This window comes from Tannockella kyphosi, from assembly GCF_021054785.1.
Taxonomy (GTDB): domain Bacteria; phylum Bacillota_I; class Bacilli_A; order Erysipelotrichales; family Coprobacillaceae; genus Tannockella; species Tannockella kyphosi.
Genome location: NZ_CP088239.1, coordinates 512,236 through 535,016, shown reverse-complemented (window position 1 = coordinate 535,016; position 22,781 = coordinate 512,236). Strand labels below are relative to the sequence as shown.

At 29.7% G+C, this 22,781-nt stretch carries 25 protein-coding genes and 2 tRNA genes; 9 read left to right on the top strand and 18 right to left on the bottom strand.

Translation table 11 applies throughout. The annotated features are described in order from the left end of the window. The first annotated feature begins 107 nt into the window (after positions 1–107). The 6 genes from LRR82_RS02855 (at position 108) to LRR82_RS02830 (ending at position 3,805) form a co-directional block, all read left to right on the top strand. The gene (locus LRR82_RS02855) at positions 108–368 is read left to right on the top strand and encodes a hypothetical protein (protein ID WP_249029990.1); all 261 of its coding nucleotides are present in this window, start codon (positions 108–110) and stop codon (positions 366–368) included. Next, positions 361–639 carry a type II toxin-antitoxin system YafQ family toxin gene (locus LRR82_RS02850; RefSeq protein ID WP_249029989.1) on the top strand — a complete coding sequence of 93 codons (279 nt, stop codon included), beginning with the start codon at positions 361–363 and terminating at the stop codon, positions 637–639. Before LRR82_RS02855 ends, LRR82_RS02850 begins: the two co-directional genes overlap by 8 nt. 103 nt (positions 640–742) lie before the next feature. Then, the gene (locus tag LRR82_RS02845; protein WP_249029988.1) at positions 743–1,177 is read left to right on the top strand and encodes a hypothetical protein; all 435 of its coding nucleotides are present in this window, start codon (positions 743–745) and stop codon (positions 1,175–1,177) included. Between the two features lie 175 nt (positions 1,178–1,352). Continuing rightward, complete coding sequence (locus LRR82_RS02840) at positions 1,353–2,447, top strand: Fic family protein (RefSeq protein WP_249029987.1); 1,095 nt, start codon at positions 1,353–1,355, stop codon at positions 2,445–2,447. An 83-nt stretch (positions 2,448–2,530) separates the two neighbouring features. Next, positions 2,531–2,851 (top strand): recombinase family protein, encoded by a 321-nt coding sequence (locus LRR82_RS02835; RefSeq protein ID WP_249029986.1) that lies wholly within the window; start codon positions 2,531–2,533, stop codon positions 2,849–2,851. 60 nt (positions 2,852–2,911) lie between these two features. Next, a complete protein-coding gene (locus LRR82_RS02830) occupies positions 2,912–3,805 on the top strand; it encodes a recombinase family protein (RefSeq protein ID WP_249029985.1) in 894 nt (297 codons plus the stop codon). Positions 3,806–3,845: 40 nt separating this feature from the next. On the opposite strand, the gene LRR82_RS02825 is transcribed toward LRR82_RS02830, so the two are convergent. The 3 genes from LRR82_RS02825 to LRR82_RS02815 all read right to left on the bottom strand — a co-directional run bounded on the left by LRR82_RS02825 (position 3,846) and on the right by LRR82_RS02815 (position 7,661). Beyond that, positions 3,846–3,921 (bottom strand) — tRNA-His (locus LRR82_RS02825). A gap of 98 nt (positions 3,922–4,019) precedes the next feature. Beyond that, complete coding sequence (locus LRR82_RS02820) at positions 4,020–7,238, bottom strand: DEAD/DEAH box helicase (protein WP_249029984.1); 3,219 nt, start codon at positions 7,236–7,238, stop codon at positions 4,020–4,022. Between the two features lie 81 nt (positions 7,239–7,319). Further along, positions 7,320–7,661: a hypothetical protein gene (locus LRR82_RS02815; protein ID WP_249029983.1), complete on the bottom strand. Its 342-nt coding sequence runs from the start codon at positions 7,659–7,661 to the stop codon at positions 7,320–7,322. A 241-nt stretch (positions 7,662–7,902) separates the two neighbouring features. On the opposite strand from LRR82_RS02815, the gene LRR82_RS02810 reads away from it, so the two are divergent. Next, the gene (locus LRR82_RS02810; RefSeq protein WP_249029982.1) at positions 7,903–8,106 is read left to right on the top strand and encodes a cold-shock protein; all 204 of its coding nucleotides are present in this window, start codon (positions 7,903–7,905) and stop codon (positions 8,104–8,106) included. Positions 8,107–8,142: 36 nt separating this feature from the next. On the opposite strand, the gene LRR82_RS02805 is transcribed toward LRR82_RS02810, so the two are convergent. The 9 genes from LRR82_RS02805 to LRR82_RS02765 all read right to left on the bottom strand — a co-directional run bounded on the left by LRR82_RS02805 (position 8,143) and on the right by LRR82_RS02765 (position 16,836). Beyond that, the gene (locus tag LRR82_RS02805; protein ID WP_249029981.1) at positions 8,143–9,333 is read right to left on the bottom strand and encodes an aminotransferase-like domain-containing protein; all 1,191 of its coding nucleotides are present in this window, start codon (positions 9,331–9,333) and stop codon (positions 8,143–8,145) included. Positions 9,334–9,391: 58 nt separating this feature from the next. After that, complete coding sequence (locus LRR82_RS02800; protein WP_249029980.1) at positions 9,392–10,159, bottom strand: zinc dependent phospholipase C family protein; 768 nt, start codon at positions 10,157–10,159, stop codon at positions 9,392–9,394. After that, positions 10,159–11,385, bottom strand: coding sequence for an MFS transporter (locus tag LRR82_RS02795; RefSeq protein ID WP_318031844.1), 1,227 nt, complete (start codon positions 11,383–11,385; stop codon positions 10,159–10,161). The genes LRR82_RS02800 and LRR82_RS02795 overlap by 1 nt, the downstream gene beginning before the upstream one ends. A gap of 79 nt (positions 11,386–11,464) precedes the next feature. Further along, the gene (locus tag LRR82_RS02790) at positions 11,465–13,231 is read right to left on the bottom strand and encodes a vWA domain-containing protein (RefSeq protein WP_249029978.1); all 1,767 of its coding nucleotides are present in this window, start codon (positions 13,229–13,231) and stop codon (positions 11,465–11,467) included. Between the two features lie 11 nt (positions 13,232–13,242). Next, a complete protein-coding gene (locus LRR82_RS02785; RefSeq protein WP_249029977.1) occupies positions 13,243–14,757 on the bottom strand; it encodes an AAA family ATPase in 1,515 nt (504 codons plus the stop codon). Between the two features lie 373 nt (positions 14,758–15,130). Then, positions 15,131–15,361: a hypothetical protein gene (locus LRR82_RS02780; protein WP_249029976.1), complete on the bottom strand. Its 231-nt coding sequence runs from the start codon at positions 15,359–15,361 to the stop codon at positions 15,131–15,133. 1 nt (position 15,362) lies between these two features. Then, positions 15,363–15,854, bottom strand: coding sequence for a transposase (locus LRR82_RS02775; RefSeq protein WP_249029975.1), 492 nt, complete (start codon positions 15,852–15,854; stop codon positions 15,363–15,365). Positions 15,855–16,034: 180 nt separating this feature from the next. Beyond that, complete coding sequence (locus LRR82_RS02770; protein WP_249029974.1) at positions 16,035–16,682, bottom strand: AhpC/TSA family protein; 648 nt, start codon at positions 16,680–16,682, stop codon at positions 16,035–16,037. Beyond that, entirely contained in the window at positions 16,669–16,836 is a 168-nt protein-coding gene (locus LRR82_RS02765; RefSeq protein ID WP_249029973.1) for a hypothetical protein, read from the bottom strand. Before LRR82_RS02765 ends, LRR82_RS02770 begins: the two co-directional genes overlap by 14 nt. A 478-nt stretch (positions 16,837–17,314) precedes the next feature. On the opposite strand from LRR82_RS02765, the gene LRR82_RS02760 reads away from it, so the two are divergent. Both LRR82_RS02760 and LRR82_RS02755 read left to right on the top strand, forming a co-directional pair. Then, positions 17,315–17,740 (top strand): type I restriction endonuclease, encoded by a 426-nt coding sequence (locus LRR82_RS02760; protein WP_249029972.1) that lies wholly within the window; start codon positions 17,315–17,317, stop codon positions 17,738–17,740. 109 nt (positions 17,741–17,849) lie between these two features. Continuing rightward, positions 17,850–18,932 (top strand): site-specific integrase, encoded by a 1,083-nt coding sequence (locus tag LRR82_RS02755; RefSeq protein WP_249029971.1) that lies wholly within the window; start codon positions 17,850–17,852, stop codon positions 18,930–18,932. Positions 18,933–19,017: 85 nt separating this feature from the next. Here LRR82_RS02755 and LRR82_RS02750 read toward each other — a convergent pair. The 6 genes from LRR82_RS02750 to LRR82_RS02725 all read right to left on the bottom strand — a co-directional run bounded on the left by LRR82_RS02750 (position 19,018) and on the right by LRR82_RS02725 (position 22,751). Continuing rightward, positions 19,018–19,094, bottom strand: a tRNA-Arg gene (locus LRR82_RS02750). 232 nt (positions 19,095–19,326) lie between these two features. After that, positions 19,327–19,542 (bottom strand): beta/alpha barrel domain-containing protein, encoded by a 216-nt coding sequence (locus tag LRR82_RS02745; RefSeq protein WP_249029970.1) that lies wholly within the window; start codon positions 19,540–19,542, stop codon positions 19,327–19,329. 49 nt (positions 19,543–19,591) lie between these two features. Next, positions 19,592–20,482 (bottom strand): GerMN domain-containing protein, encoded by an 891-nt coding sequence (locus LRR82_RS02740; protein ID WP_249029969.1) that lies wholly within the window; start codon positions 20,480–20,482, stop codon positions 19,592–19,594. 56 nt (positions 20,483–20,538) lie between these two features. After that, positions 20,539–21,327, bottom strand: a complete 789-nt coding sequence (gene murI / locus LRR82_RS02735; protein ID WP_249029968.1) for a glutamate racemase — start codon at positions 21,325–21,327, stop codon at positions 20,539–20,541. Between the two features lie 20 nt (positions 21,328–21,347). Next, positions 21,348–22,490: a D-alanyl-D-alanine carboxypeptidase family protein gene (locus LRR82_RS02730; protein ID WP_249029967.1), complete on the bottom strand. Its 1,143-nt coding sequence runs from the start codon at positions 22,488–22,490 to the stop codon at positions 21,348–21,350. A gap of 54 nt (positions 22,491–22,544) precedes the next feature. After that, on the bottom strand, positions 22,545–22,751 hold the full coding sequence (locus LRR82_RS02725) for a helix-turn-helix domain-containing protein (RefSeq protein ID WP_249029966.1): 207 nt from the start codon (positions 22,749–22,751) through the stop codon (positions 22,545–22,547). Between the last annotated feature and the right edge of the window lie 30 nt (positions 22,752–22,781).

Genomic DNA, 22,781 nt, shown 5'->3' with positions numbered 1-22,781 from the left:
TATCTTTGTATCACTCTGCAAATCATTGACAAAAAAGTCAAAAAAGAATATACTGAGTATATAACATAGTTTACTAAGTAAACTAAGTACGTTAAGGAGGGGAAATTATGGAAAAGAATAATAATTCAATCACTTGTTCATTTACAATGGATCGTGCTGTTTATAATGCTTATAAGAGTATCGTATCAGCGAATGGCGAAAATGTGAAAGGGAATATGGTGCGTTATATGCAAAACGTTATTAAACTAGGAACTCCAAATATTGACACTATTCAAGCAATCGAAGAAGTAGAGCAGTTGAAAAAAAATCCGAATAAAAAATTATATTCTTCATTCAACGAGATACTAGAGGAATTAGAAGATGAGTAAATACAACCTTGTTCAAACAACAAAGTTCAAAAAAGATTTGAAACTAGCAAAAAAAAGAGGATATAACATATCTCTTTTAGCAGAGGTGGTTGATTTACTTGCAAGTGGTCAATCTTTACCCGAAAAATACAAAGATCATATTTTAATCGGTAACTATGTTGGGTGTAGAGAATGTCACATTACCCCTGATTGGTTGCTTGTTTATGAAATTTCAAACGAGGAAGTGATTCTATATTTAACTAGAACAGGTACACATAGCGATTTGTTTTAAGACTGTTAAACAGTCTTTTTTATTATGTAAAACTAAACTTCTGGAATCTTAGTATACCGGTTTTAAAATTCATGGTAGAATATATTTATTGGGAGGAATAATTATGCCATTAGTAAAAATAAAATATAAAAGAAACATTCGTCTACCTATTAGACCAGGACAAAAAGAATATCTGTTTTTATGCCCTTTTCGAGACATCCAAATTGGTGAATATTTTTTAGTAGAAAACAAAGGTGGAGCAAATATATCATTAGGTCGTGTAGAAGAAATAGTCGAAGACAATCCTCTTACTGTGAATGTATCTGGTGTTTGCTTTTCTCGTATCGATTGTAAAGATGTAGATGATCGTGCTGCTAACTGTATGAATATCTGGTATGCATATCTTCATAGAAAAAAGATTTACACTGAAAATAAACTAAAAAAGAAAAGATCGTATTATAATAATCCAGAAGCACAACCTAATGTACCAAAAGTACAAGTTGCAATACTACATGATCAGAGTCCAAAAAAAGATAATGATGATAGTAAAAATAAATAATTTATCCAAAGACTGTTTTGCAGTCTTTTTTATTATACTCGGTATAGTATATTTTTTACTATATCGAGTATAATATACATGTAAAATGATATTTATACTACAAAAAACATACAATAATATGTTGTAAGAGATAAAAAGACGTGTTATACTATGCTAAAGTAAGGAGGAATTAACAATGACAATTCCATTTGATGCAATAAAATTCCCTTTTAATAAAGAGTTAATTGATACAGCTAGTTTTTTCAACGAATATGGCGAAGCAGCTAGAGCTTTAGCAAAATTAGATACAAAACTATCTAGCAATAAAGTTAGTGCTATGTATTCATTTAAACATCTAATTCAAACAGAATCTTTCTATTCTACCAAAATTGAGGGAACACACACTACTATTGATGAAGTGTATGAATCTGACATTGATACAACTACCACAAAAAGTTCATCAGATGTACAAGAAGTACAACGATATAAAGAAGCTTTAGACCAGGGTATTCGCTTTGTAACTGCAACAAAGCTTATTACAAACAAGGATATTAAGCAGCTGCATCATACATTACTAAGTGGAGATATTCGTAAAAATTCAAATTTTCAAGCCGGTGAGTTTCGTCATCAGCAAAACAAAGTTGGAGAACACACACCACCAAAAGCAATTGATGTTCCTGATCTAATGGGAAACTTAGAAAGATATATGAATGAAGAGGAGTTCGACAAACTAAATTTACCCGCTATTATCAAGGTAGCCCTAATCCATGCTCAGTTTGAAACAATCCACCCTTTTCCAGATGGAAATGGTCGTGTAGGCAGAGTGTTAATCCCTCTATATCTTTTTAAAGAACATGAAATCCAGGTTCCATGCTTCTTTTTAAGCCAAGAGTTAGAAAGAAATAAACAAAAATATTATAATTACCTTCAAGGTACAAGAGCAAACACATCTGTGGGTTACAGCAAATGGATTAAGTTTTTCCTAGACAGTATTTCTAAACAATGTCAACGAGACATTCAATTTATAGATCAGCTAGAATCATTAAGAAGTGTAGTTGATAAAAAATTAAAAGCAGAAATAAATAGTTTAAATACGGATAAAATTATAGATGCTATTTTTCAAATACCAATATTCACTTGTAAGACACTTTCAAAAGAAACAGGTATTAAAGAAACAACTATCCGTACCTATATTCAAACACTTACTGAATTAGAGATTATCTTCCCTTCCCAACAAAAACGTAATAAACGCTATTACTTTAGTGACTTATTAGATATTATCCGCTCATAAAGACTGTTAATCAGTCTTTTTTTTATTGTATAATGCATGAAAACAAAAAGAGAGGGCATAGAATAATCTATGTTAGTGGAACAATGAATATTATCGGTTATGTACGAGTGAGTACAGTAAAACAAGCAGAGGAAGGTGTTTCTATCGAAATGCAAAAAGATCAGATACTTCGCTACTGCAAAGTCAATCAATTAATAAAATCATCTAAAGAAATTCAATTTTTTATAGATGATGGTTATAGCGGATCATCTCTATCAAGACCAGGAATAACACAGGTCATGCAACAAATCAATGAACAACAAATTGATTACCTAGTTGCATATGATTTTTCAAGAATATCAAGAAATATTAGTGATGGTATACAGTTTTTGAATTTACTGCAGGAAAATAATATATCTATTTAATGTATTCATGACGATATATCGATACTATCCGCATCAGGAAGGTTTAGTACGAATATCAAAATGGCTGTAAATCAATATGAGAGAGAAAAAATAATTGAACGAACAAATGATGGATTAGTTCAAGTTGCTAGATCTGGAAAGTATCCTTATGGTGGCAAAATGATGTATGGTTATCGAAGAAGCCAAGATAATACACTAGTAATCGTTACAAAAGAAAAGGAAGTGATTCAATCAATCTATCACCAATTTATCAACCACACAAAGCTAGAAGACATCAGTAAAATGCTCAATATCACTCATAACAAGTCGAAATTTACGACAACATTTATAAGACGTATTCTGACAAATGAACGCTACACAGGAAAATTAACGTACAAAAAAGAAGTATATAAAGCCATAGTACCAGCCATCATTACAAAAGAAGAATATGATGCAGCACAAAAAATACTTAACAAAAAAATACGTAAGAAATCTAATTATTTATTTGCAGGGAAGATATATTGCTCTTGTGGCAATATAATGACCTGTACGCATGGAACAAACCATCTAGGCAACAAATATCACTATTATCAGTGTAAGCCCTGTAAATCAATTATTAGCGAAAATAAGATAATAATACAAATCGATAGTCGGGAACTAGAAATCACAAATTTTGATAATACTTTAATTGCTTTAGAAAGAGAATATAAAAACTATACTATGAAACTATCAAAGATAAAAAAAAAATACGTCCTAGGAGCATATAATCCCGAACAATACATTATTCTCACTACTCCACTCTACAATGAACAAAAAAAGATCCTACAACAAAAAAAAGCCCTACTAGCTGCAGGACGGGTTTTAACAATAGGACAGATTGCAAAAAACAATCGAAAAGATTATATAGACAAGGTAATCGCATTTATAACGATTCCACCAAACAACCTCACGGAAATTCGCATAAAAACAAAATAAAAACAGTAGATTTATTCATCTACTGTTCGTCATTTTAAAATGGGGCGACTGATGGGAATCGAACCCACGAATGTCAGAGCCACAATCTGATGTGTTAACCACTTCACCACAACCGCCATCGTTACTGCAAGATTTAGTATATAGTAATCACAACACTTTGTAAAGAACTTTTTTAAAAAAAAGAAAGAAAAAAAGAACCAGTAATAAACCAGTTCTAGGGTTGAAATAAATCAATAATATCTTGAGAAGTCATTGCACTAATAGAGCCTTCATTCCCTTCTACAAATGCATCTGCTAAATCTTTCTTTTGAGCTTGGAGGGCTGCTATTTTTTGTTCGATAGAACCATCCATTATTAGCTTAAACACTTCTACTACATTATTTTGACCAATTCGATGAGCACGATCTGTTGCTTGATTTTGGGCAGAAACATTCCACCAAGGATCAAAATGAATAACAGCTTCCGCAGCCGTAAGATTCAATCCTGTTCCCCCTGCTTTTAAAGAAATAAGGAAAATAGTTGTATCATCTTCTTGGAATTTATTTACCAATTCTCTTCTTTTTACTTTATCAACACTACCAGTTAATACACAATAAGAGATATTTCTTTTATCAAGTTCTATTTGAAGTAAGTCCAATAATGAAGTAAAAGAGGAAAATAATAAGATTTTCTTATTGTTTTGCCTTAATGTATCGATCAATTCTAAACAAGCATCCATTTTGCTAGATGTATAATCCATATTTTCATAAACTAATCTTGGATCACAACATATTTGTCGTAATCTTGTTAGCATCGAAAGAATCTGTATTTTATTTACATTATCAACCTTAAGTTGTGTTTGTAAATTTTCATTAACCTGCATTAAATTAGCAAGATATAGTTTATGTTGTGCATCATTGAATTCAATTGTAATTGTTTTTTCTATTTTATCTGGTAATTCTGTTAAAACTTCTTTTTTAGTTCTACGTAATACAAAAGGAGTAATTAATTTTTTCAATTCTTCTTGTACTTTTAGATTTTTTTCTTTCACTATTGGTATTTCAAAGTTCTTTTGAAAATGACTATAAGAATATAGATAACCTTTCATTAAGAAATCAAAAATAGACCACAATTCTGCTAAAGAGTTTTCAATTGGTGTACCTGTTAAAACAAGTCGATGTTTTGAAGTTAGTTTTTTAACAGACTGAGCATTCTTTGTTTTTGGATTTTTTATATATTGGGCTTCATCTAAAATAACATATTCAAACTGAATATCTTGATATAAATCAACATCTCGACGAATATAATCATAAGAAGTAATAAGGATATCATAATTCATAGATTGCAAAATGATATGTTTACGAGCTTGTTTGGATCCATGGATAACTTCAATATGTAAATCTGGTGCAAATTTTTGAACCTCATCCTGCCAATTTAATAACAATGAAGCTGGTGCAATTACCAAAGAGGTCCCTGTATGATGACTATCTAATAATGCAATAGCCTGTAATGTTTTTCCTAATCCCATATCATCTGCTAAAATACCATTAAAATGATAATTTTGTAACGTATATAACCATTGCACTCCTGCTGTTTGATATTCTCTAAGTACATTTATATATTGATCTTTAATAGTTAGTTCTTCTTTTTTGGTTTCTGTTAAGTTTTTCATAACTTCTTTAAAGGTTTCACTACGATTATATTGCAAATATTTTGAATTATTTGCATCTTCTAAAGAAAATGCACGGTACATAGGAATATTTGTTTTTCCATCATGAAAATCTTTCATATTTACATCATATTTTGTGAACATTTCTTCTAAATTATTAAATCCTGTTGAATCCATGGTAATAACTTGTCCGTTTTTTAATTTATGATATTTTCTTTTTCGTTTATAAGTATCTAGAACTGCCTCTAATTCATCTTTTGGAATATCTATTGAATCAACATCAATTTCTAATAAATCATTCTTAATTGTTACACCTACTTGGAAAGAAACTTTTTTTGCTTGTTTCAATGAATCAATAGCATCACTTACATATATATCTACATAAGGTGCTAACATTGGTAAATGAGCATGTACAAATTCGTATCCTTTTTCTTTATTAGAATCAAAATAATAAATTCCCTTTTGTTTATAATCACTATAGCTGTCTAAATGATTCATAACAGTTTGTAATGTTGCAGAGCGTTTTTCCATTGGAACATCATAGCCTTCTATGATTGTCCCATCTGGTAAGTGTGTTTTTAACAGCATAGAAATATCACCATTCTCATCCATATCACCATATAACTCTCTATTCCATTCAAAGTCATTCGATGGAGTTATCTCCATACCACTAACAATTACTGAATCCAAGATATCTGATAATACAAACTGGTTAAAAGATTCTTTATCTTCTTCTAATAAATAAATTGATTCAAAATATAACTTCTTAAATAGCCTAAATGTTTTTTCATGATGACCAAAAATAATTCTTTTCATCGTATAATTATCAACTATATAGCAGTATTTATTTCCAATAATCATTTCACTATTTTCTTCACCCATACTACTATATATATTATAGAATTCACTTTCCTTATCAAAATGAATGGTTGGTTTTAAAGTTTGTTCTAATATACCAAAATCAAAATAACTATCCTCTAAATCAACTAAAAAATCAAATATCAAATCGACAGTATCTTCTGTAAAGTACACTAGTTTGTCGCGTTCATATGCATATTGATCAACTGGAAAAACACTAATTTCTCTTAAAAAATCAATTATTTTTTGTGACTCAGGTTCAAAACATTCATAATCATGTATAAAACTTAATTTTTTACCATAAGCCACTTCTTTTTTCATTTCTATATTTAATAAAAAAGAACGATAATCTTTTATAATATATTTCTTTTTATCTCCTACTTGAAACTTCAAGGCAGGGATAGGTCGATTGAAATCACCAGAGATAAATAATTCCATATTATTTATATTTTTAGGTATTTCAATACTAGGAAAAAAAGAATGAATGAATTCTCTTGATTCACTTTGTCTTGAAATTGCAAGTTCACGCCTTCTTTCTAACTCCATCTTTTTTTGATGTTCTAACCAGGCTTGTCTTCTTGCTTCCTGACGTTCTATCACATCATTTTTATAATGAAAAGGAAAGCTATTTGGTGATAATTCTTGCAGTAAATATAACGTTGCTCCAACATGAGCACATGCACTAAATGAGTCACAAAAATAGCATTGACAATCATAATAAATCACTTTATTTTGAGCATCAATTTCGATATAACAAATATGTTGATCACGCTCAACTACTTTAGAACGAATAATATATACATCTCTTGATAAATCATGAGTAACATATATTTCAGCAATTTCTTCACTGTGAGCGATTCTAGAAGCAATAAATCTCGTTCTATTATTTGAAATAATTCTATCTATTTCTTTATCTAAAATTAGCATATTTCTTTCCCTCCATGACAATTAATTATACCATACCAAAAAAACTATACAAATAAAAAAACAATCTTTTTTACAAGATTGTTATAAGAACATTGGTCCTTTCGCAAAGTTCTCATGTTCATGAAAACAAGCATATTGTCGATCCGCTGGGATTCTCGTGATCGTTGTCAGCATATTAGAATAAGCTTCGATAAACTCTTTCTTTTCCTTTAATGGTGATTGTTGGAATAAAGTGATTTCTGTCATAGAACAAGGTTCTTCATCCCCCTTGTAGTACATAACTTGGTTCTCTTCAAAATGAAGCATTAATTTTTCTTCTGTTTTGTTTGGCAAAATTTCAATGATTTTTCCTAACTCTCTTTTAATGGAAATTTGTTGTTGAAAAGTAAGTTTTCGATTGACTGATAGTCTAATTACTGGCATAGTAACCTCCTCTGGTTTTAAATTATTAACATAACAAGAAACACACAATACTTAATTTTTACATAATTAATTTGCTTTATATCTACTACTATGATACAATAGGGATGCAAAAGTTTCAATATAATTTTCAATTATCACAAGTATTCGAGAGTTGTATTTGCGCTTTATGTAATAATCCAATACTGTGATATTAAAAACATAAAGTGTATCTCTTTTTGCGTAAATTATAGGAGGTACCAAAATGGCTACAGGTAAAGTAAAATGGTTTAACCAAGAAAAAGGATTCGGATTCATCACTGCTGATGAAGATAACAAAGATATCTTTGTTCACTTCTCTGCAATTAAAGCTGAAGGATTCAAAACTTTAGAAGAAGGTCAAGCAGTTGAATTCGACGTTGTTGAATCTGATCGTGGACCACAAGCACAAAACGTTGCTGCTCAATAATTTCTAAAATGAAAAGTACCCCATGTGGGTACTTTTTTATTTGTTCATTTGTTTGCTAAGAGTCCCTAATATTTCTACACCCTTGATGATGTTTTCATCACTAGGCATTGAAAAATTCATTCTAAATGATTGACAAGGAATAGAATCATCACTATAAAACGCATTACCCGGAACTACCGCTACTTTGTTTTTGATTGCTTCTTGTACAAATTCTAACATTGAAATTGTATCTGGTAAAGTTACCCATATAAACATCCCACCTTCAGGGATTGTCCATGAAACTGCTTCATCAAAACATTCTTCCATTTTTGATAACATCAATGCACATTTACGACTGTAAACTGCTTGTAATTTTTTTAAATGTTCTGCCATATCTGTTTCATGTAAAAAATTAGCCATTACTTTTTGTGACCATGCATTTGAATGAACGTCATTGGATTGTTTAGCAACTGTTACTTTACCAACAATATCTTGATGCGCTAACAACATCGCTACACGCATACCAGGAGCTATTATTTTAGATAAACTAGCTGCATAAATAACAATTCCTTCTTCATCCATTGATTTGATTGATGGGATTGCTTGTCCTTCAAATCTTAAATCACCATAAGGATTATCTTCTAAAATAGGTACTTCATATTTACATGCTAGTTCATATAATTTTTTTCTTTTTTCATAAGACATAGTAATCCCTGTTGGATTTTGAAAATTAGGAATCGTATATATAAATGCTGGCTTTACATCACTTTGTAAAGCTTTTTCTACTTGTTCCAAATTAATACCATCTGCTTCAATATCACATCCTACCAGTGTTGCTCCATTACTTTTAAAAGCATTCAAAGCACCTAAAAAACTAGGATTCTCACAGATTACTTTATCATCCTCATTACACAATACCTTGGCAATAAAATCCATAATTTGTTGTGAACCAGATGTAATTAAAACTTGATCATATTCTTTTTTAATATCTTCCTTATTAGAAAAGAATTGTAAAGCCTCTTGTCTTAAATCAATATCACCTTCCGTAATACCATATTCTAATACTTTTGTCGGACTTTCTTCAAAAAGACGACTTGAGATATTTTTTAATGATTCAATCGGAAATGTTTCAACTGCTGGATTTCCACCACCAAAACTTATCATTTCTGGATCATTCATCATTTTTAATATTTCTCGAATTGCAGATGCTTTTGCTTTTTCAATTCGATTTGAATAACGATACTTCATTTGTATTCCCCCATTTCTTTTTATTATTATACACAAATAAAAAGGAGTTTACACTCCTTTATCCATAATTTTTATGAAAGTAATCATCCAATAATGCAACACCATGATAGAAATCATCATAATTTTGTATCAACCTAATAGCAATTGGCTTTGCTTGGTTATAAAGCTCATAAATATCTATATTATTCTTTTGATCTACAGCCATTGTTTTTTGGCCTAACATTAACCCCTTTAATTCTCCATGTCTAGAAATAGTGAGAGCAAAACGAATGATTTTATCTTTATACCTACCTGGAACCAATAGTTTATGATAATAAATCATTGAATTTAGTGCTTTTTCAATAGCTATTTCTTCCACTTCTAATACACTAGCAATTATTTGATAATTCTCATTGTTTGGCACAATATGTTTGGCTGTATTTAAATTTAAATATTCAACATGTTTTAATATCATTAAATACTTTTCAAAAGCAGCCTCTACTTGATAATGTGATCGTCCAGTTTTTTCAACACATTCGTTAATATAACCATGACATGTACTATCCAAAACAAAGTGACATAAAAAGCCAAACATATATGCTCTTGTTGCATCAGTATTCAAGACTACCTTTGTAAAGAAATCAAAAGCTTCTTGATCATGCATTTTATATCCTTTTGTTTTTATTTTATTCTTCTTTAGTGGTTGATGATAGAATAATATATCTGGTCCATGTAATCCGATTAAGTAAAGATCATAATGATTATTTATTATCGATTTTATAGTTTCGTTTTCTAATAAGTGATACACTTCTTGCCCAAATTGATAATGCGAATAATTAGCTGGCATTATATTACTTTGGTAGATTTTCTAAAGAATAAGAATCCTATAAAAATCAATGGTGTTATAACACTAACACCTACGGACATATTACCAGAAATTTGGGTACCAAAACTAACTAACATTGTGCCAATAAAAGAAGCACCTTTACCACATATATCTAAAATACCAAAATATTCACCTGACTTTTCTTCAGGAATAATTTTACCAAAATGAGATCGTGATAAAGCTTGAATTCCACCTTGGAACATTCCCACTAAAATAGCAAGTGTCCAAAATTGAAATTGTGAGTTTAAGAAAATTGCATAAAAACCAATTCCTGTATAACTTAATATACAAATAGAAATAAGTTTCTCACTATCATATTTTTGAGATAAACGACCAAATAATATAGCAAAAGGAAAAGCGACTAATTGAGTAACTAATAAAGCTAATAATAATCCTGTACTATCTAACCCTAATGCAGTTCCATAGGCTGTCGCCATATCAATAATCGTATATACTCCATCAATATAGAAAAAGAAGGCAATCAAGAAAAAGAATACTTTTTTATTTTCACTTATTTCTTTCAATGTTTGCCACACTTTAATAAAGCTCGCATGATTTTCTTGAACAACATATTTTTGTTTATATTGTTTAACAATAGGCAAAGTCATAACAAACCACCATAACGCATTAATACAAAAAGCTATGAAAATAGCCATTTGGAAAGATAGTCCCATAGATTCATAAAATAAAACAAAAATAATACTTACTGCAAAAGGTAGAACACTTCCAATATAACCAAAAGCATATCCAAATGAAGATACTTTATCCATCCTATACTCATCCGTAACATCAACCAACATTGAATCATAAAAAATCAAACTCAATGAATATGCTACTTTTGCAACCATAAAAACAAGTAAAAACACCACCCATGAAGAAGTGATTGCTAAAGCAATGGTTGATATACAACCAATAACAACTGCCGACAACAAGAATCTTTTTTTAAAAGGACCTCGATCTGACAAAGCTCCTAAAATCGGTCCACTACATGCCACAATAATCGTTACGAACGAAATAGCGTAACCCCAATATGTTAAATACTGTTCTGAAGTTATTCCCGCACTTGAAGCCAAAACATCAAAATAAATTGGGAAAATCGTTGAAATCAATAACGTAAAAGCAGAGTTCCCTACATCATATAAAATCCAACTTTTTTCCAACTTAGTAAGTTTAAAATTTTTTTCCATCATTATCTCCTTTTTCAAACAAAATAAGTTTACTCTTTTAAAAGTAACATTTCTATCAATTTTATATTAAGTTAATGTGTTAAATAGATAATCTTTCAAATTCTTTAACCAATTCCAAAAAGAAATGTTTGGTTGTTGGTAAATATAAATAATTCTCATAAGTTTGTGCTACTTCTCCCAGCTTCCCTACTGCAATAGCCAACACATCAATATTTTCTAAACGTTTATAGCGTTGACAAAGTGTCTGTATTTCCAGCTTACTTTCTGTTTCAGCATCACTAATTACAATAACCAAACCTTTTTGTGTTCCTCTTTTGTGTTTTGATAAATTTTCTAAGCTATGTTTTAAAGCAATATACTCATGTGTGAATCCTTTTGTGTTTAAATAAAATAATTCATTTAATATTCCTGATTGGCGACATTGATCATAAGCAACATATTGTACAAAGTCTGTGATATCATCATCTCCTACACTATGACCATTAATACAAAAAGGAATCCGTAAATCTTGAAACATAACACCTAATTTATATGCTGTTTCTATTGCTTCTTTTTGTCTTTTTCCTTGCATAGAGAAGGATGAATCAATTAAAATCGATACAACTACATTTGTTTGTTTTGATTTTTTAGATATTTGATAGATCTTACCATCTATTTTACCTCGATATAGTTGTTTTGTATCTAATCTGCTTCCATAATCCAGTTTCTTTTTAAAATAGGTTCTCTTTTTATGAACAATTCTTTTTTGGACTAAGTAGGCATTTTGTTTTGCTTCTACTAACAGTTCTTCTTTTCTGTTTAGAGTAAATATCGGTAGTTCTCTAGATAATCTTTCCTCACTAACTGTTACCCTAACAATATTTTGCATCTTTGAAGTATCGGTATATTCCTCTTCTAAATCGATATATTCTTCTTGTTGTTTTGTTTCTTGCATTTCTTCTACTTCTTTGATTTTTGTTGGATCTATTTCTTTTTTGTTTTTCATTTCTTCTGGTCGGTTTCCGGGTAAGGATTCATTATTTTTACCTGTTAATTTTTCCATTTCACCATAACGATGATTATAATTCTTTTCAAAGAAAATAGTTGCTTCTGTTTCAATTTCTTCTTTTATGAGAAGTGCAATTTCTTTTGCTAACGAGATTCTTTGTTTTGTGTTTTTAGTATATAATCTAGCTTCTATGATTTTAGACTTTATTTCTTGATGACTAGGATGCCCTTCTAATTCATTAGGAGCCTGTTTTTGTTTATAAAAACAGGTACAGTAATGATGAATTGCTTCTAGGAGTACGGGTAATCCTTTTTGTTTTGTATAAATGTTTTCAAGTATTTCATATTCTACTAGCTTTTTTCTAGCATAAATAATACGATTACTAAAAATTGGAAACTGTAAGTAAAAAGAATGTTCTATTGCTCCATCTTCTAAACTATTAAATATTTGTAATTCTTTTAAAAAATAATAATGTTCTATAAAAGCTTTTTGATAAGATGGTTTCATAGATTCATCTTGCCAGTAAGCATCATGTTTTTCTTGTAGTTTTTCAAGCAATAACTTTTCTTGCATGTGATAAGTTATGATAGCTGCAAAATCAGTATAACAAAGATGTGCCAATTCATGAAAAACAATCCCATCATGAAACAATTCTCTCCCGTTTTCATTATCATGAAAAGAATAAGGTTCAGATACAAATGTTGATATTACAACTTTTGCTTGATTGTTATCTACAAATGAGAAATTTGTTGTTTTATAATCATCTAGGAATTCTAATGTTGTAGGATAGGGAGCATATTTGTTCATGATTCTTTGATATTTTTCAAGATCTTGTTTTGTAAGAAAAAGTGAACCCATTATATCCCCTCCTATTTCATTGTATCGATAATTTGTGACATAACATTACTAGCTAATGAGTCTGATAATAAGATGTCTTCTAATTCACTATTATCTATTGTGATATCTTCTTCTAGTAAGCCTGCAACGATAGTTGGAATAGCTGCATGAATATAGTCATTATCTAATGCCACACTTAAATTAGCCCAGTTAATAATGTTACGAATATCAATTCTTTGTGCAAATTCATTTCCACTTTCATTAATCATATCATTTACTTTTTCAATAAAAGGAATCATTTTTTTAGCAGTTGTTCTATTGATTGATGAATTATTTAAGACGATTTGTATATTTTGTTCCATGCTTAGTTTCGATATTTTTACTTTTAATTGAATACGTGATTTGTGAGATAAGTTTATATCATTTGTACCTGCATATCCAATATTCATTGTTTCAATAAAACGGAATGCCCGATGGGCAGTAATTTGTTCTCCATTTTCTAGTATTTTTTTACCGTTTTTCATTTCTAAAACATCATTTAAAGAAGATAAAACATCACCTTCTATCATATTAATTTCATCAAACAAAAAGAGCGCACCATGCTTCATTGCTAAAGATAAAGGTCCATAACTAAATTCAGTATCCCCATTTTTTAAAATATATTTTCCAAACAAATAAGCTTCATCAATATTTCTACTTCCCGTTACTTTGATAATTGGTAAACATAATGCTCCAGCAATTAATTTTGCTGTCGTTGTTTTTCCTGTTCCAGAAGGTCCATAATAGCCTGCAGCCCATACATAGTCCCCAGCAAAAGCTTTAATAACTTGGATTGCATTTTTATCAAGTGTATCTTTATTTGCTTGGTAAAATTGAATATTATCTTGAATAGAATCAATTAAATAAGTTGGCATTTGATTCAAGTCTTCTTTTGTATAAGAAATAGCTAGATGTGATAAATCTTCTCTTTCTTGAAATAGAATACCTGAAGTATCAGGTGCTTGTTTTGTTTTTCCTGTTTTAAAATCTTTACTAAACAATTCGTGTTTTTTTATCCAATAAAAGCGTCCATCTTGTATCATTTCTTCTATATACTCTACATATAGAGCTGCTAATTCAATAGCATCTTCTTGGTGAAAAGCATCCCAAACATCATTCCACCCTATTGATAGAGAATGAATATATAACTTAGACACAATATCATTTATTGTTTTATTACAGCTTAACTCACTAGCACATAAAAACAACAATTGAAAAACATCTTTACTAAAAGGATCTGTTGCATAAAGAGATATATTTCCTTTAGGATCTTTATATGCATATGTAAAATTTTCACCATCTTGAATGCAATATAAATCATCTCTTACTACCACTTCTCTAGTACCAAATATACATATACATTCTAACGCTCTACCATACCCTTTTTGATACGTATAAGTAGTTCCCAATATTAAACTACCTAACTTAACTTTTTCTCCATTTTTACGTAAGATACGTATTTGATCAGTTAGTTTTATTTCATTTGTTGCATATCTAGTATCTATCATAATATCCTCTTTCTTACCATCAATTAATATAAATATCATATCATAAAAGCAGTTTACTTTGTGATGATTTCATAATTTGAACCAAACCTTCCAATACAATAAAACCTATTTCTTGATGAAACAGGTTTTATTAACAAGCATATTCATAAATGTTGCTAAGAGGATAAATCCCTTATTTATTATTACTATATCACTTTCTAGTAATTTATAAAATCAAGCTAACGTATTCTCTAAAAAAAGGAATACGATGGAAAAACTACTTGATTAATTTTTTTAAAATAATTCATGCAAAAATAAAAAAAGCAAAATAAAAGCCCTTATAAAATAAGGGTATCAGACAGTTGACAATACCCCCCTCTTTTTTAGAGAGAGGTTATAGTTGATGGTCTTTTTTATCGCATTTGTTCTCATATATAAAAAATGACATAGATTTCTCTACGCCCACTGGCTCCAAAACGCTATTTTCTTTATATTCATCATACTGAAAATCTTTCTTTCCCATTTTTGTTGCTTTATCTTCATTATTTTTATTTCCCTTTATTTCTAAAGGTTTTGGGGCTCTGTAGTCATTCTTGGAACAAAGACTATCAATCTCTACATCCAATTCATCTTGATAATTTCTTTTTATTTGAGTTTGCCTTGATATAAGTAGAGTTCATATAAATATGTTCTAGATATAAGAAGTTCTTATCCATCGTCACTGATAATACTTCATCAAATATTACCGCAAAGATAGTATCTTGACAAACTACTTCTCCTTTTTTATTTGTAATATCAATTAATTGAGAGAACTTGCAACTATATGTTTTTGAAAATCCAGAAAAATGAGGAAGCTTTTCTTCTATGCCGTAAAGAAAGTACCAACGAATAGCTAAATTAACTTCTGCTTCATTTAGAGTTCTTCTCATACTATGATAACCAAACAACTTATCTACAATAGCTAATTTAATTAAAACAGCAGGATCAATACTTGGTCTTCCTATGTCACTATATAAGTGTTGTACACGATCATACACAAAAGATAAATCAATTGCTTTATCAATCTTTCTAAGGATATGATCTTGAGGAACTAAGTCTTCTAATATTACTACTACCATTTCTTATTGCTTTGAATCCTTTTTCGTCATCATAATGAACCCCTTAATTATGCCAAAACAAGAGAGGAAAGTATCGAATATAGAGGAAGTCACAAAAAGATGTGAATGCAAAAAAGTGCCGACAAGCCTTTTCTGACTTTATCGACACTCGAAGACACCTACAAAGGTGTCTACATAATTTTATAAAGGTAAATTCACTTTTAAGGTTTTATATTTTGCAAAATATATCAATAACTCCGATTCGTTATTACCGCCATGTAACGATCTAATAGGTTTACCGTCCTTATCGACATAAAGTTCAAAACCAGTATCCTCATAAAATCTTCTTAATTTTGGAGTGTCTTCACACTCTAAAAAAACTATTTCAAGCCCCACAGAATCATATGTGGGTTTCATACTGTTTATGGCTAAAGTGATCAGATCCCTTCCAGATAATAAATACTCATAGCCATGGTTGAAATTTTTACTCAATTGGCCAATCAACACAGCCGAAACAGCATTTGGTGTGGTGCTGTATTTGCCTCTTAGCTCTTTTTTCCTACTATTGCTCAAGTCGGGATTTAATTCAAAAGGCTTATTAGCTAACGTGTAGTATGCGCATAAGTTGAATCCACCCTCATCATTTAAGAACCCTATCAAATATGTTCTAGACCCACGATAATCAGCCTTCTCCATTGTTAAAGCTTTATTTTTCAAAAAATAAGCTACGTCTTTATTCTTAGGACAAGAAAAATCGGAGAGAATATCATTTACGACACTCTCTCCATAAAGTTCAATCAAATCCGGTATGTTCGTATTAACAAAATCGATATCACTATTTTTTTGCATTTTTCATGCGCTCTAAAACTTCCACTTTATTCAAGGGTCTAACCTTTTTAGTGCAATTTAAAATTGTTATCTTATCGCTAGAAAGTACTTTTTGAAAACAATCAAAAGAATTATTATTTACTTGAAATTTACTATCAAAACTTTTCGTTGCCATAATATTACCTCCTAACTGTTTTTCTTTTTAACTTTTTAAGTTTTCTCTTTAGTTTTCTTTAGTTTTTTATAGCTTTTTCTTCACTTTTTTTGCTTTTTAGCTATAAAAACAACAACAAATATACCTTTATAATAATACAAAAGTTCAAAAAAGTATCTTTTTTTAGGATTTTACTAGCAAAATAGTGCGATTTTTGATATAAAATTACTATTTTTCCTAAATAAAATCGGTCTTATTCACACACGTAAACGTAGGGATGTTATACCTACACTTATATATACGCAACCATCTCACTTTATTACTCTTTTTTAAGAGAAAAATAATTCTTTTTTATGAAACTGCATGATTTGCCTAGGGCTACAGCTCATTAGATGTGCCTCCGCTTCAAGCTTTTGAAACTCAACAAAACGATACAGTAGTACCATTATAAACACAGCCGTGTTCATATAAATACATTTTATTTAAGGAGGATAAAAGTATGGAAGAAAAAATGTATGCATTAAGTGACCGTATTAAGAATCTTAAGGAAAGAATAGCAACAGAAGAAGCGACAAAGCAGTCCTTTATTTTACCGTTCTTTTCGAACTTGGGTTATGATGTTTTTAATCCGTTAGAATTTATACCTGAGTTTACTGGCGATGTAGGTATTAAAAAACATGAAAAAGTAGATTATGCAATCTTACAAGATAATGTACCTTTCATACTCATTGAAGCAAAACCATACAGTGACAACTTGGAAAAACATGATTCACAATTATTTAGATATTTTGGTACTACAAAATCTAAATTCGCTATTTTAACAAATGGTGTTATTTACAAATTTTACACTGATTTAGAACAACCAAACATTATGGACCTAAAACCATTTTTTATGTTAGATATGCTTTCTTTAAGTGATCAGTAATTAGAATATCTTAAACAATTTATGAAAAATAATTTAGATATAGAAAATATTTTGGGAACAGCATCTGTAAATGGACTTCTAAACAACAAAAAGAAAGAGGGTATAAATTATGCCAGCCTACAAAGATACAAAACGTGGCACATGGTTTGCCAGTATATCATATTCTGATGCTTTTGGTAAATATGTCACTACAAAAAAAAGAGGTTTTCAAACAAAAAAACTCGCACAAGAATATGAGCGTATAGCCTTATTGGAAATACAACAAGTTAAAAGACAATCGGTCATACTGGATGATCTTTTTAAAATGTACCTGGAGTACAAAAAAGATAGGACAAAGCCTCGTACAATATATAATTATCAAATGCTTTACAATAAACAGATATCCCCTCTCTTGGGCAAGATGTATGTTGATAAGATAACAATCCCAATTATTGAAGCTTTTCAAAAGGAAGTATTAAAACAAGGCTATTCAAACGCCTATAGTGAAAAAATACAAACTGTATTGAAGTCTACTCTGCGTTTCTCAGTAAGGAAATTAATGATAGATAAAAACCCTTTTGATTATGTAGACTACGTGAAAAATCACAACGAAGTAAAAAAAGAAATGTTATTCTACACTCCAGAAGATTTTGAAAAATTCTGCAGTGTTATTACGAATGATCTTCATCTGCTGCTCTTCCAAACTATGTATTGGACTGGAATGCGAATTAGTGAACTCCAAGCTAGAACTTGGAATGATTTGAATTTTCGTACTAGGGATCTACGCATCCATAGCAATTTTGATAATAAAAATAGAGTTATTACTAACTCTACAAAAAATGGTGAAAATAGGATCATATATGTTCCTAGTAAAATACTTGATGATTTACAAGCATTATACAAGGAATGCGATACTGTTGCTGGATTCAACAATAACTTTTACATCTTTGGCACAAATAAACCTATTCCACATAAAACGGTTGAAAATGCGAAAAATCGCTATATAGTAGCTTATAACAACATGCATGAGGATTCTATACCTAAAATACGTCTGCATGACTTTAGACACTCCCACGTCTCATATTTAGCTAATAATGGTGCAGATGCATGGGATATATCCGAACGTTTAGGACATTCAAAAGAAATGGTCGAAAAGACATATTCACACATGTTTCCAGAAAAAAGGAATAAAATGAAAAAGCTTCTTGGTTAATTTTTTTACAAAAAAAAGCGTCCAAAAGCGTCCAAAATAAAAAAGACAAAATAAAAACCCTTATAAAATAAGGGTATTTTTCTAATGGCGTCCACGAAGGGATTCGAACCCCTGACCGCACGCTTAGAAGGCGTGTGCTCTATCCGGCTGAGCTACGTAGACTCGGTTTTCAACTGCCCATTTATAATACCATAGGCATATATCTAAATCAAGTATTTTTTTACTTTTTTTAGATAAAAAAATATGATATTTTTAGTCTCTAAAAGTTGATAAAAATTACTTTGATTTTATCAATGTTTTATCAACATATCAAAAAAATCAGAATTTAATATAAACTATAATTGTCTAATAAAATAGAAAGACTTTGTACTAAAGTCTTTCTTATTAATAGTTTTTAGCTTTCTTCCCAAGTGTTATAGTTTCTAAAATGACTAATCGCATTTAACATCAGTGTATATGATTTCAATTTTTGGCTACCACGTTTTCTTCCTTCCAAAACAATAAAAGGATTCATAGAAGACTTGATTGCTTCTTGAATATCTTCTACTGAGGCATTATCAACCATAATAATACTTCCATTTGTCATATAGATTTTTACTTTGCTTTCCATTATGAAAACCTCTTTTCTAATAAGATACTTCTATTCTACCACAAATTTATTAAATCTCTACTCTATTATTAATAGAAGTAGAAACATTTTGTGTTACTTCTTGCAATTGTCCATCAATATAGATAGAAACAGCCTCTACTCCATCAATACTCATCAAAGATTGAATAATTTGACAATACAATGTTTCATCTATTGTTTCATTATCTAACAATACATTGGCATCAATACTAACATCCAATAGACCATCATGTAAATAAACTGGAGAACTTAAAACAATATCAGGATAATCCAATTTTGATAAAATAGTTTGTACCTGTATATCAAGGTCTTCTTGATCACATGTTATGCGTAATGTTGTTGGAACATAATATGTTTGATCTTCTATTATTTGTTCATTATAAACTACTACTGGAATAGTACGAAATAGTGCATTTGTATCTGTTTCAAAGTTATTAATACCCAAACTCTTGGTTAATGCACTGATTGGTATCGTACTGTTTGGAATATAGGTTAAAAGCGTATCTTCAATAGAAATAATAATTTCTTCGATTCCACCATTACATAAACTATAGGATAATGCTTCTGCTATATCTAAACCATCTTGATTATCTAAAGCTAAGAATGAATCATTTAATTGTAAGTATAAAACATTATCTTCTATAAAAACATCTTCTACTTCTAAATTTGAATCTAAAACAGGATATAATCCATCAGATAGAAATGTCTCACTTTTCATTGTTTGTATCACTTCTAAAATAATGGACTCCTCATCACTACTATACACTGGTATTTCAATAGGTATAAGGGTGTTATAAACATCTTTAAAGACTGCAATTTGATAGGAAGCAATTTCTTTTACACCTTGTTCATTCGTAAGATAATGATTCATTAATACAGCTATACATACACTAAAAATACTTATATTTTTTAGTAATTTCATTTTATCACCTCTATTTATTATATAAGAGATTTATTTTTTTAGACTAAAAAAGGTGATTAATCACCTAGATTTAAATATTTTACTTGTAATCCTGTATAATCAAAGAATCCTGATGAACTATATACAAATTCTTCTGTATCACCTGTTGTATAAATAGATACATATTTTCTAGAGTCTGTATTTAACATTTGATGTGTTGTTAAATAGTGGTGTATTTGTTTACCAATAGCTTCACTAGAAGAAATAATGGTAATATTTGGTAGAACTACTTTAATTTGTTGTTTCAATATTGGGTAGTGTGTACACCCTAAAATAATACCATCTATCTCTTTACTATAGACATCTAAATAACTATGTAAAGTTTCATAAATACCTTCTTTATACATCCCAGATTCAACTAATGGCACCAATAATGGTGTTGCTAGTGATTGAACATCTACTTGATTATCTAATTCTTTTAATAAAATAGCATACTTATTAGATGAAATAGTTGCTTGTGTTGCAATAACAAGTGGTTTTTGCACTTGTTTTTCAATAGCATCTTTACAAGTGGCATCAATTACACCAATCAATTTTATATTAGGATAATTTAATTGTAGTTCTTCTAAGACATTCGCACTTGTTGTATTACAAGCTAATACTACTAATTTGACATCACAAGAAATAAAATATTCAATAATTCTACTTGCATATTGAAATAATTGTTCTTTTGTTTTATTTCCATAAGGACAATTTTTATTATCCCCCACATAAATAATATTTTCATTTGGCAAAAGTGCTTGAATCGTATTTAATACTGTTAAACCACCAACACCTGAATCAAATAAACCTATTGCTCGTTCCATGCACTACACCACCATACTTTCTACTCTATCTCTTCAACTTCTTCTAAACTAGCTAAATAAGCTTGTTCAACAACCCATAAATCATATATTTCAGTAGCACTATCTACCCCAACATAACGATATGTATTACTTCCCTGTTCTTCTTGAATAAATCCATATAAATGCGCATTATCTTGCATCCATTCATATAATTCCGTACTAGCAAATTCATCTGCCGTTGTCCCAGATTCCTGGATATCAATGCATGTTCCAGTTTGATATACACTAAACCCAGCCAATTCACTATCCTCTAATAAAATAGTCTCATAGTCTTGATACCCTTCTGTTAACAAGAAAACATCCCCTAAATCCACTAAAATAGCTTCATACATTAATTGTAAAGCACTATAAGTATCACTTTGCAAATACGTAGTATACACGAGTCTAGGTATTCCTGTAACAATATCTAAATCACTAGGAGAGTAACTAGCAATATAAGTAGTTTCATCTATTGTTTCTCCTAAAGAGGAAGGATTGATAAGAATCTCTTGTCCTTCTTCCAATGTTGTAGTTAACAATAAATAAAGACTGTCTGCTTGATAATTATTACAAAGCGTAACAAAACAATCATCTAATTTATCAGCTGAAACACCATAGCCATAACTAGTTAATATATCAACATAAGTATTCGTATATCCGACATAACTATATTCATAATCATCATATAAAGAACGTACAATTTGATAATAATTAATGTTATCACAATCAAACTCAAGTGATTCATAATATACTAAAACTAAATTATTAGATATTAACGTATCTAGTGTACTAGAAACTTGTTTTATTTCTGATTCCTCTAAACGACTAACAATTTCATTCGTTGCACTAACCATTTCTTCTAATGAAGAAAAACATTTTGCTTTATCAATAGAAATATAATATTCATAATTTGGTAAATAAAAACCATCTATATGAATATATTGTACAAACAAATCCATAGAAATAGCATAGTCTATTAAATATTGTTTTTCTTCCTCATCCAAGTATAGGTCAATTAAAACACGATTTTCATTATTAATACCATTTACTCGATAATAAGGATCATATTTTTTATTTAGCCCTATAAAGCAAACAATAAAACAAACTATTGCTACTACATATAAGTATCTTCTTTTTATTTTCATATCATCACCTTTCCCAATTATATACTAAATAACTAAAAAAAAAAAGAGTTACCCCTAAGATAACTCCAATTCTCCTAATCTTATTAACTCAAAAACAGCCTGTATCCTAGATTCAACACCTAGTTTTTGAATCACATTAGAAATATGATTACGAACTGTTTTTTCACTTATTGTTAATTTACTAGCAATATCTTTTGTAGCATAATTTTCAATAAGTAAAGTAAATATTTCTCTTTCTCTTGGTGTTAAAATTATATTCATTAAAGTATCCCCTTTATTCTATCATATGAA

Bases quoted from the DNA above. Each gene is read 5' to 3' on its own strand.
- LRR82_RS02755 (WP_249029971.1), top strand. From the start codon at position 17,850: ATGCCAGCCTACAAAGATACAAAACGTGGCACATGGTTTGCCAGTATA.
- LRR82_RS02745 (WP_249029970.1), bottom strand. From the start codon at position 19,542: ATGGAAAGCAAAGTAAAAATCTATATGACAAATGGAAGTATTATTATG.
- LRR82_RS02830 (WP_249029985.1), top strand. From the start codon at position 2,912: ATGGCTGTAAATCAATATGAGAGAGAAAAAATAATTGAACGAACAAAT.
- LRR82_RS02740 (WP_249029969.1), bottom strand. From the start codon at position 20,482: ATGAAATTACTAAAAAATATAAGTATTTTTAGTGTATGTATAGCTGTA.
- LRR82_RS02790 (WP_249029978.1), bottom strand. From the start codon at position 13,231: ATGGGTTCACTTTTTCTTACAAAACAAGATCTTGAAAAATATCAAAGA.
- LRR82_RS02795 (WP_318031844.1), bottom strand. From the start codon at position 11,385: ATGGAAAAAAATTTTAAACTTACTAAGTTGGAAAAAAGTTGGATTTTA.
- murI (WP_249029968.1), bottom strand. From the start codon at position 21,327: ATGGAACGAGCAATAGGTTTATTTGATTCAGGTGTTGGTGGTTTAACA.
- LRR82_RS02760 (WP_249029972.1), top strand. From the start codon at position 17,315: ATGGAAGAAAAAATGTATGCATTAAGTGACCGTATTAAGAATCTTAAG.
- LRR82_RS02800 (WP_249029980.1), bottom strand. From the start codon at position 10,159: ATGCCAGCTAATTATTCGCATTATCAATTTGGGCAAGAAGTGTATCAC.
- LRR82_RS02835 (WP_249029986.1), top strand. From the start codon at position 2,531: ATGAATATTATCGGTTATGTACGAGTGAGTACAGTAAAACAAGCAGAG.
- LRR82_RS02805 (WP_249029981.1), bottom strand. From the start codon at position 9,333: ATGAAGTATCGTTATTCAAATCGAATTGAAAAAGCAAAAGCATCTGCA.
- LRR82_RS02730 (WP_249029967.1), bottom strand. From the start codon at position 22,490: ATGAAAATAAAAAGAAGATACTTATATGTAGTAGCAATAGTTTGTTTT.
- LRR82_RS02845 (WP_249029988.1), top strand. From the start codon at position 743: ATGCCATTAGTAAAAATAAAATATAAAAGAAACATTCGTCTACCTATT.
- LRR82_RS02820 (WP_249029984.1), bottom strand. From the start codon at position 7,238: ATGCTAATTTTAGATAAAGAAATAGATAGAATTATTTCAAATAATAGA.
- LRR82_RS02770 (WP_249029974.1), bottom strand. From the start codon at position 16,682: ATGCAAAAAAATAGTGATATCGATTTTGTTAATACGAACATACCGGAT.
- LRR82_RS02840 (WP_249029987.1), top strand. From the start codon at position 1,353: ATGACAATTCCATTTGATGCAATAAAATTCCCTTTTAATAAAGAGTTA.
- LRR82_RS02815 (WP_249029983.1), bottom strand. From the start codon at position 7,661: ATGCCAGTAATTAGACTATCAGTCAATCGAAAACTTACTTTTCAACAA.
- LRR82_RS02785 (WP_249029977.1), bottom strand. From the start codon at position 14,757: ATGATAGATACTAGATATGCAACAAATGAAATAAAACTAACTGATCAA.
- LRR82_RS02765 (WP_249029973.1), bottom strand. From the start codon at position 16,836: ATGGCAACGAAAAGTTTTGATAGTAAATTTCAAGTAAATAATAATTCT.
- LRR82_RS02775 (WP_249029975.1), bottom strand. From the start codon at position 15,854: ATGGTAGTAGTAATATTAGAAGACTTAGTTCCTCAAGATCATATCCTT.
- LRR82_RS02725 (WP_249029966.1), bottom strand. From the start codon at position 22,751: ATGAATATAATTTTAACACCAAGAGAAAGAGAAATATTTACTTTACTT.
- LRR82_RS02850 (WP_249029989.1), top strand. From the start codon at position 361: ATGAGTAAATACAACCTTGTTCAAACAACAAAGTTCAAAAAAGATTTG.
- LRR82_RS02810 (WP_249029982.1), top strand. From the start codon at position 7,903: ATGGCTACAGGTAAAGTAAAATGGTTTAACCAAGAAAAAGGATTCGGA.
- LRR82_RS02855 (WP_249029990.1), top strand. From the start codon at position 108: ATGGAAAAGAATAATAATTCAATCACTTGTTCATTTACAATGGATCGT.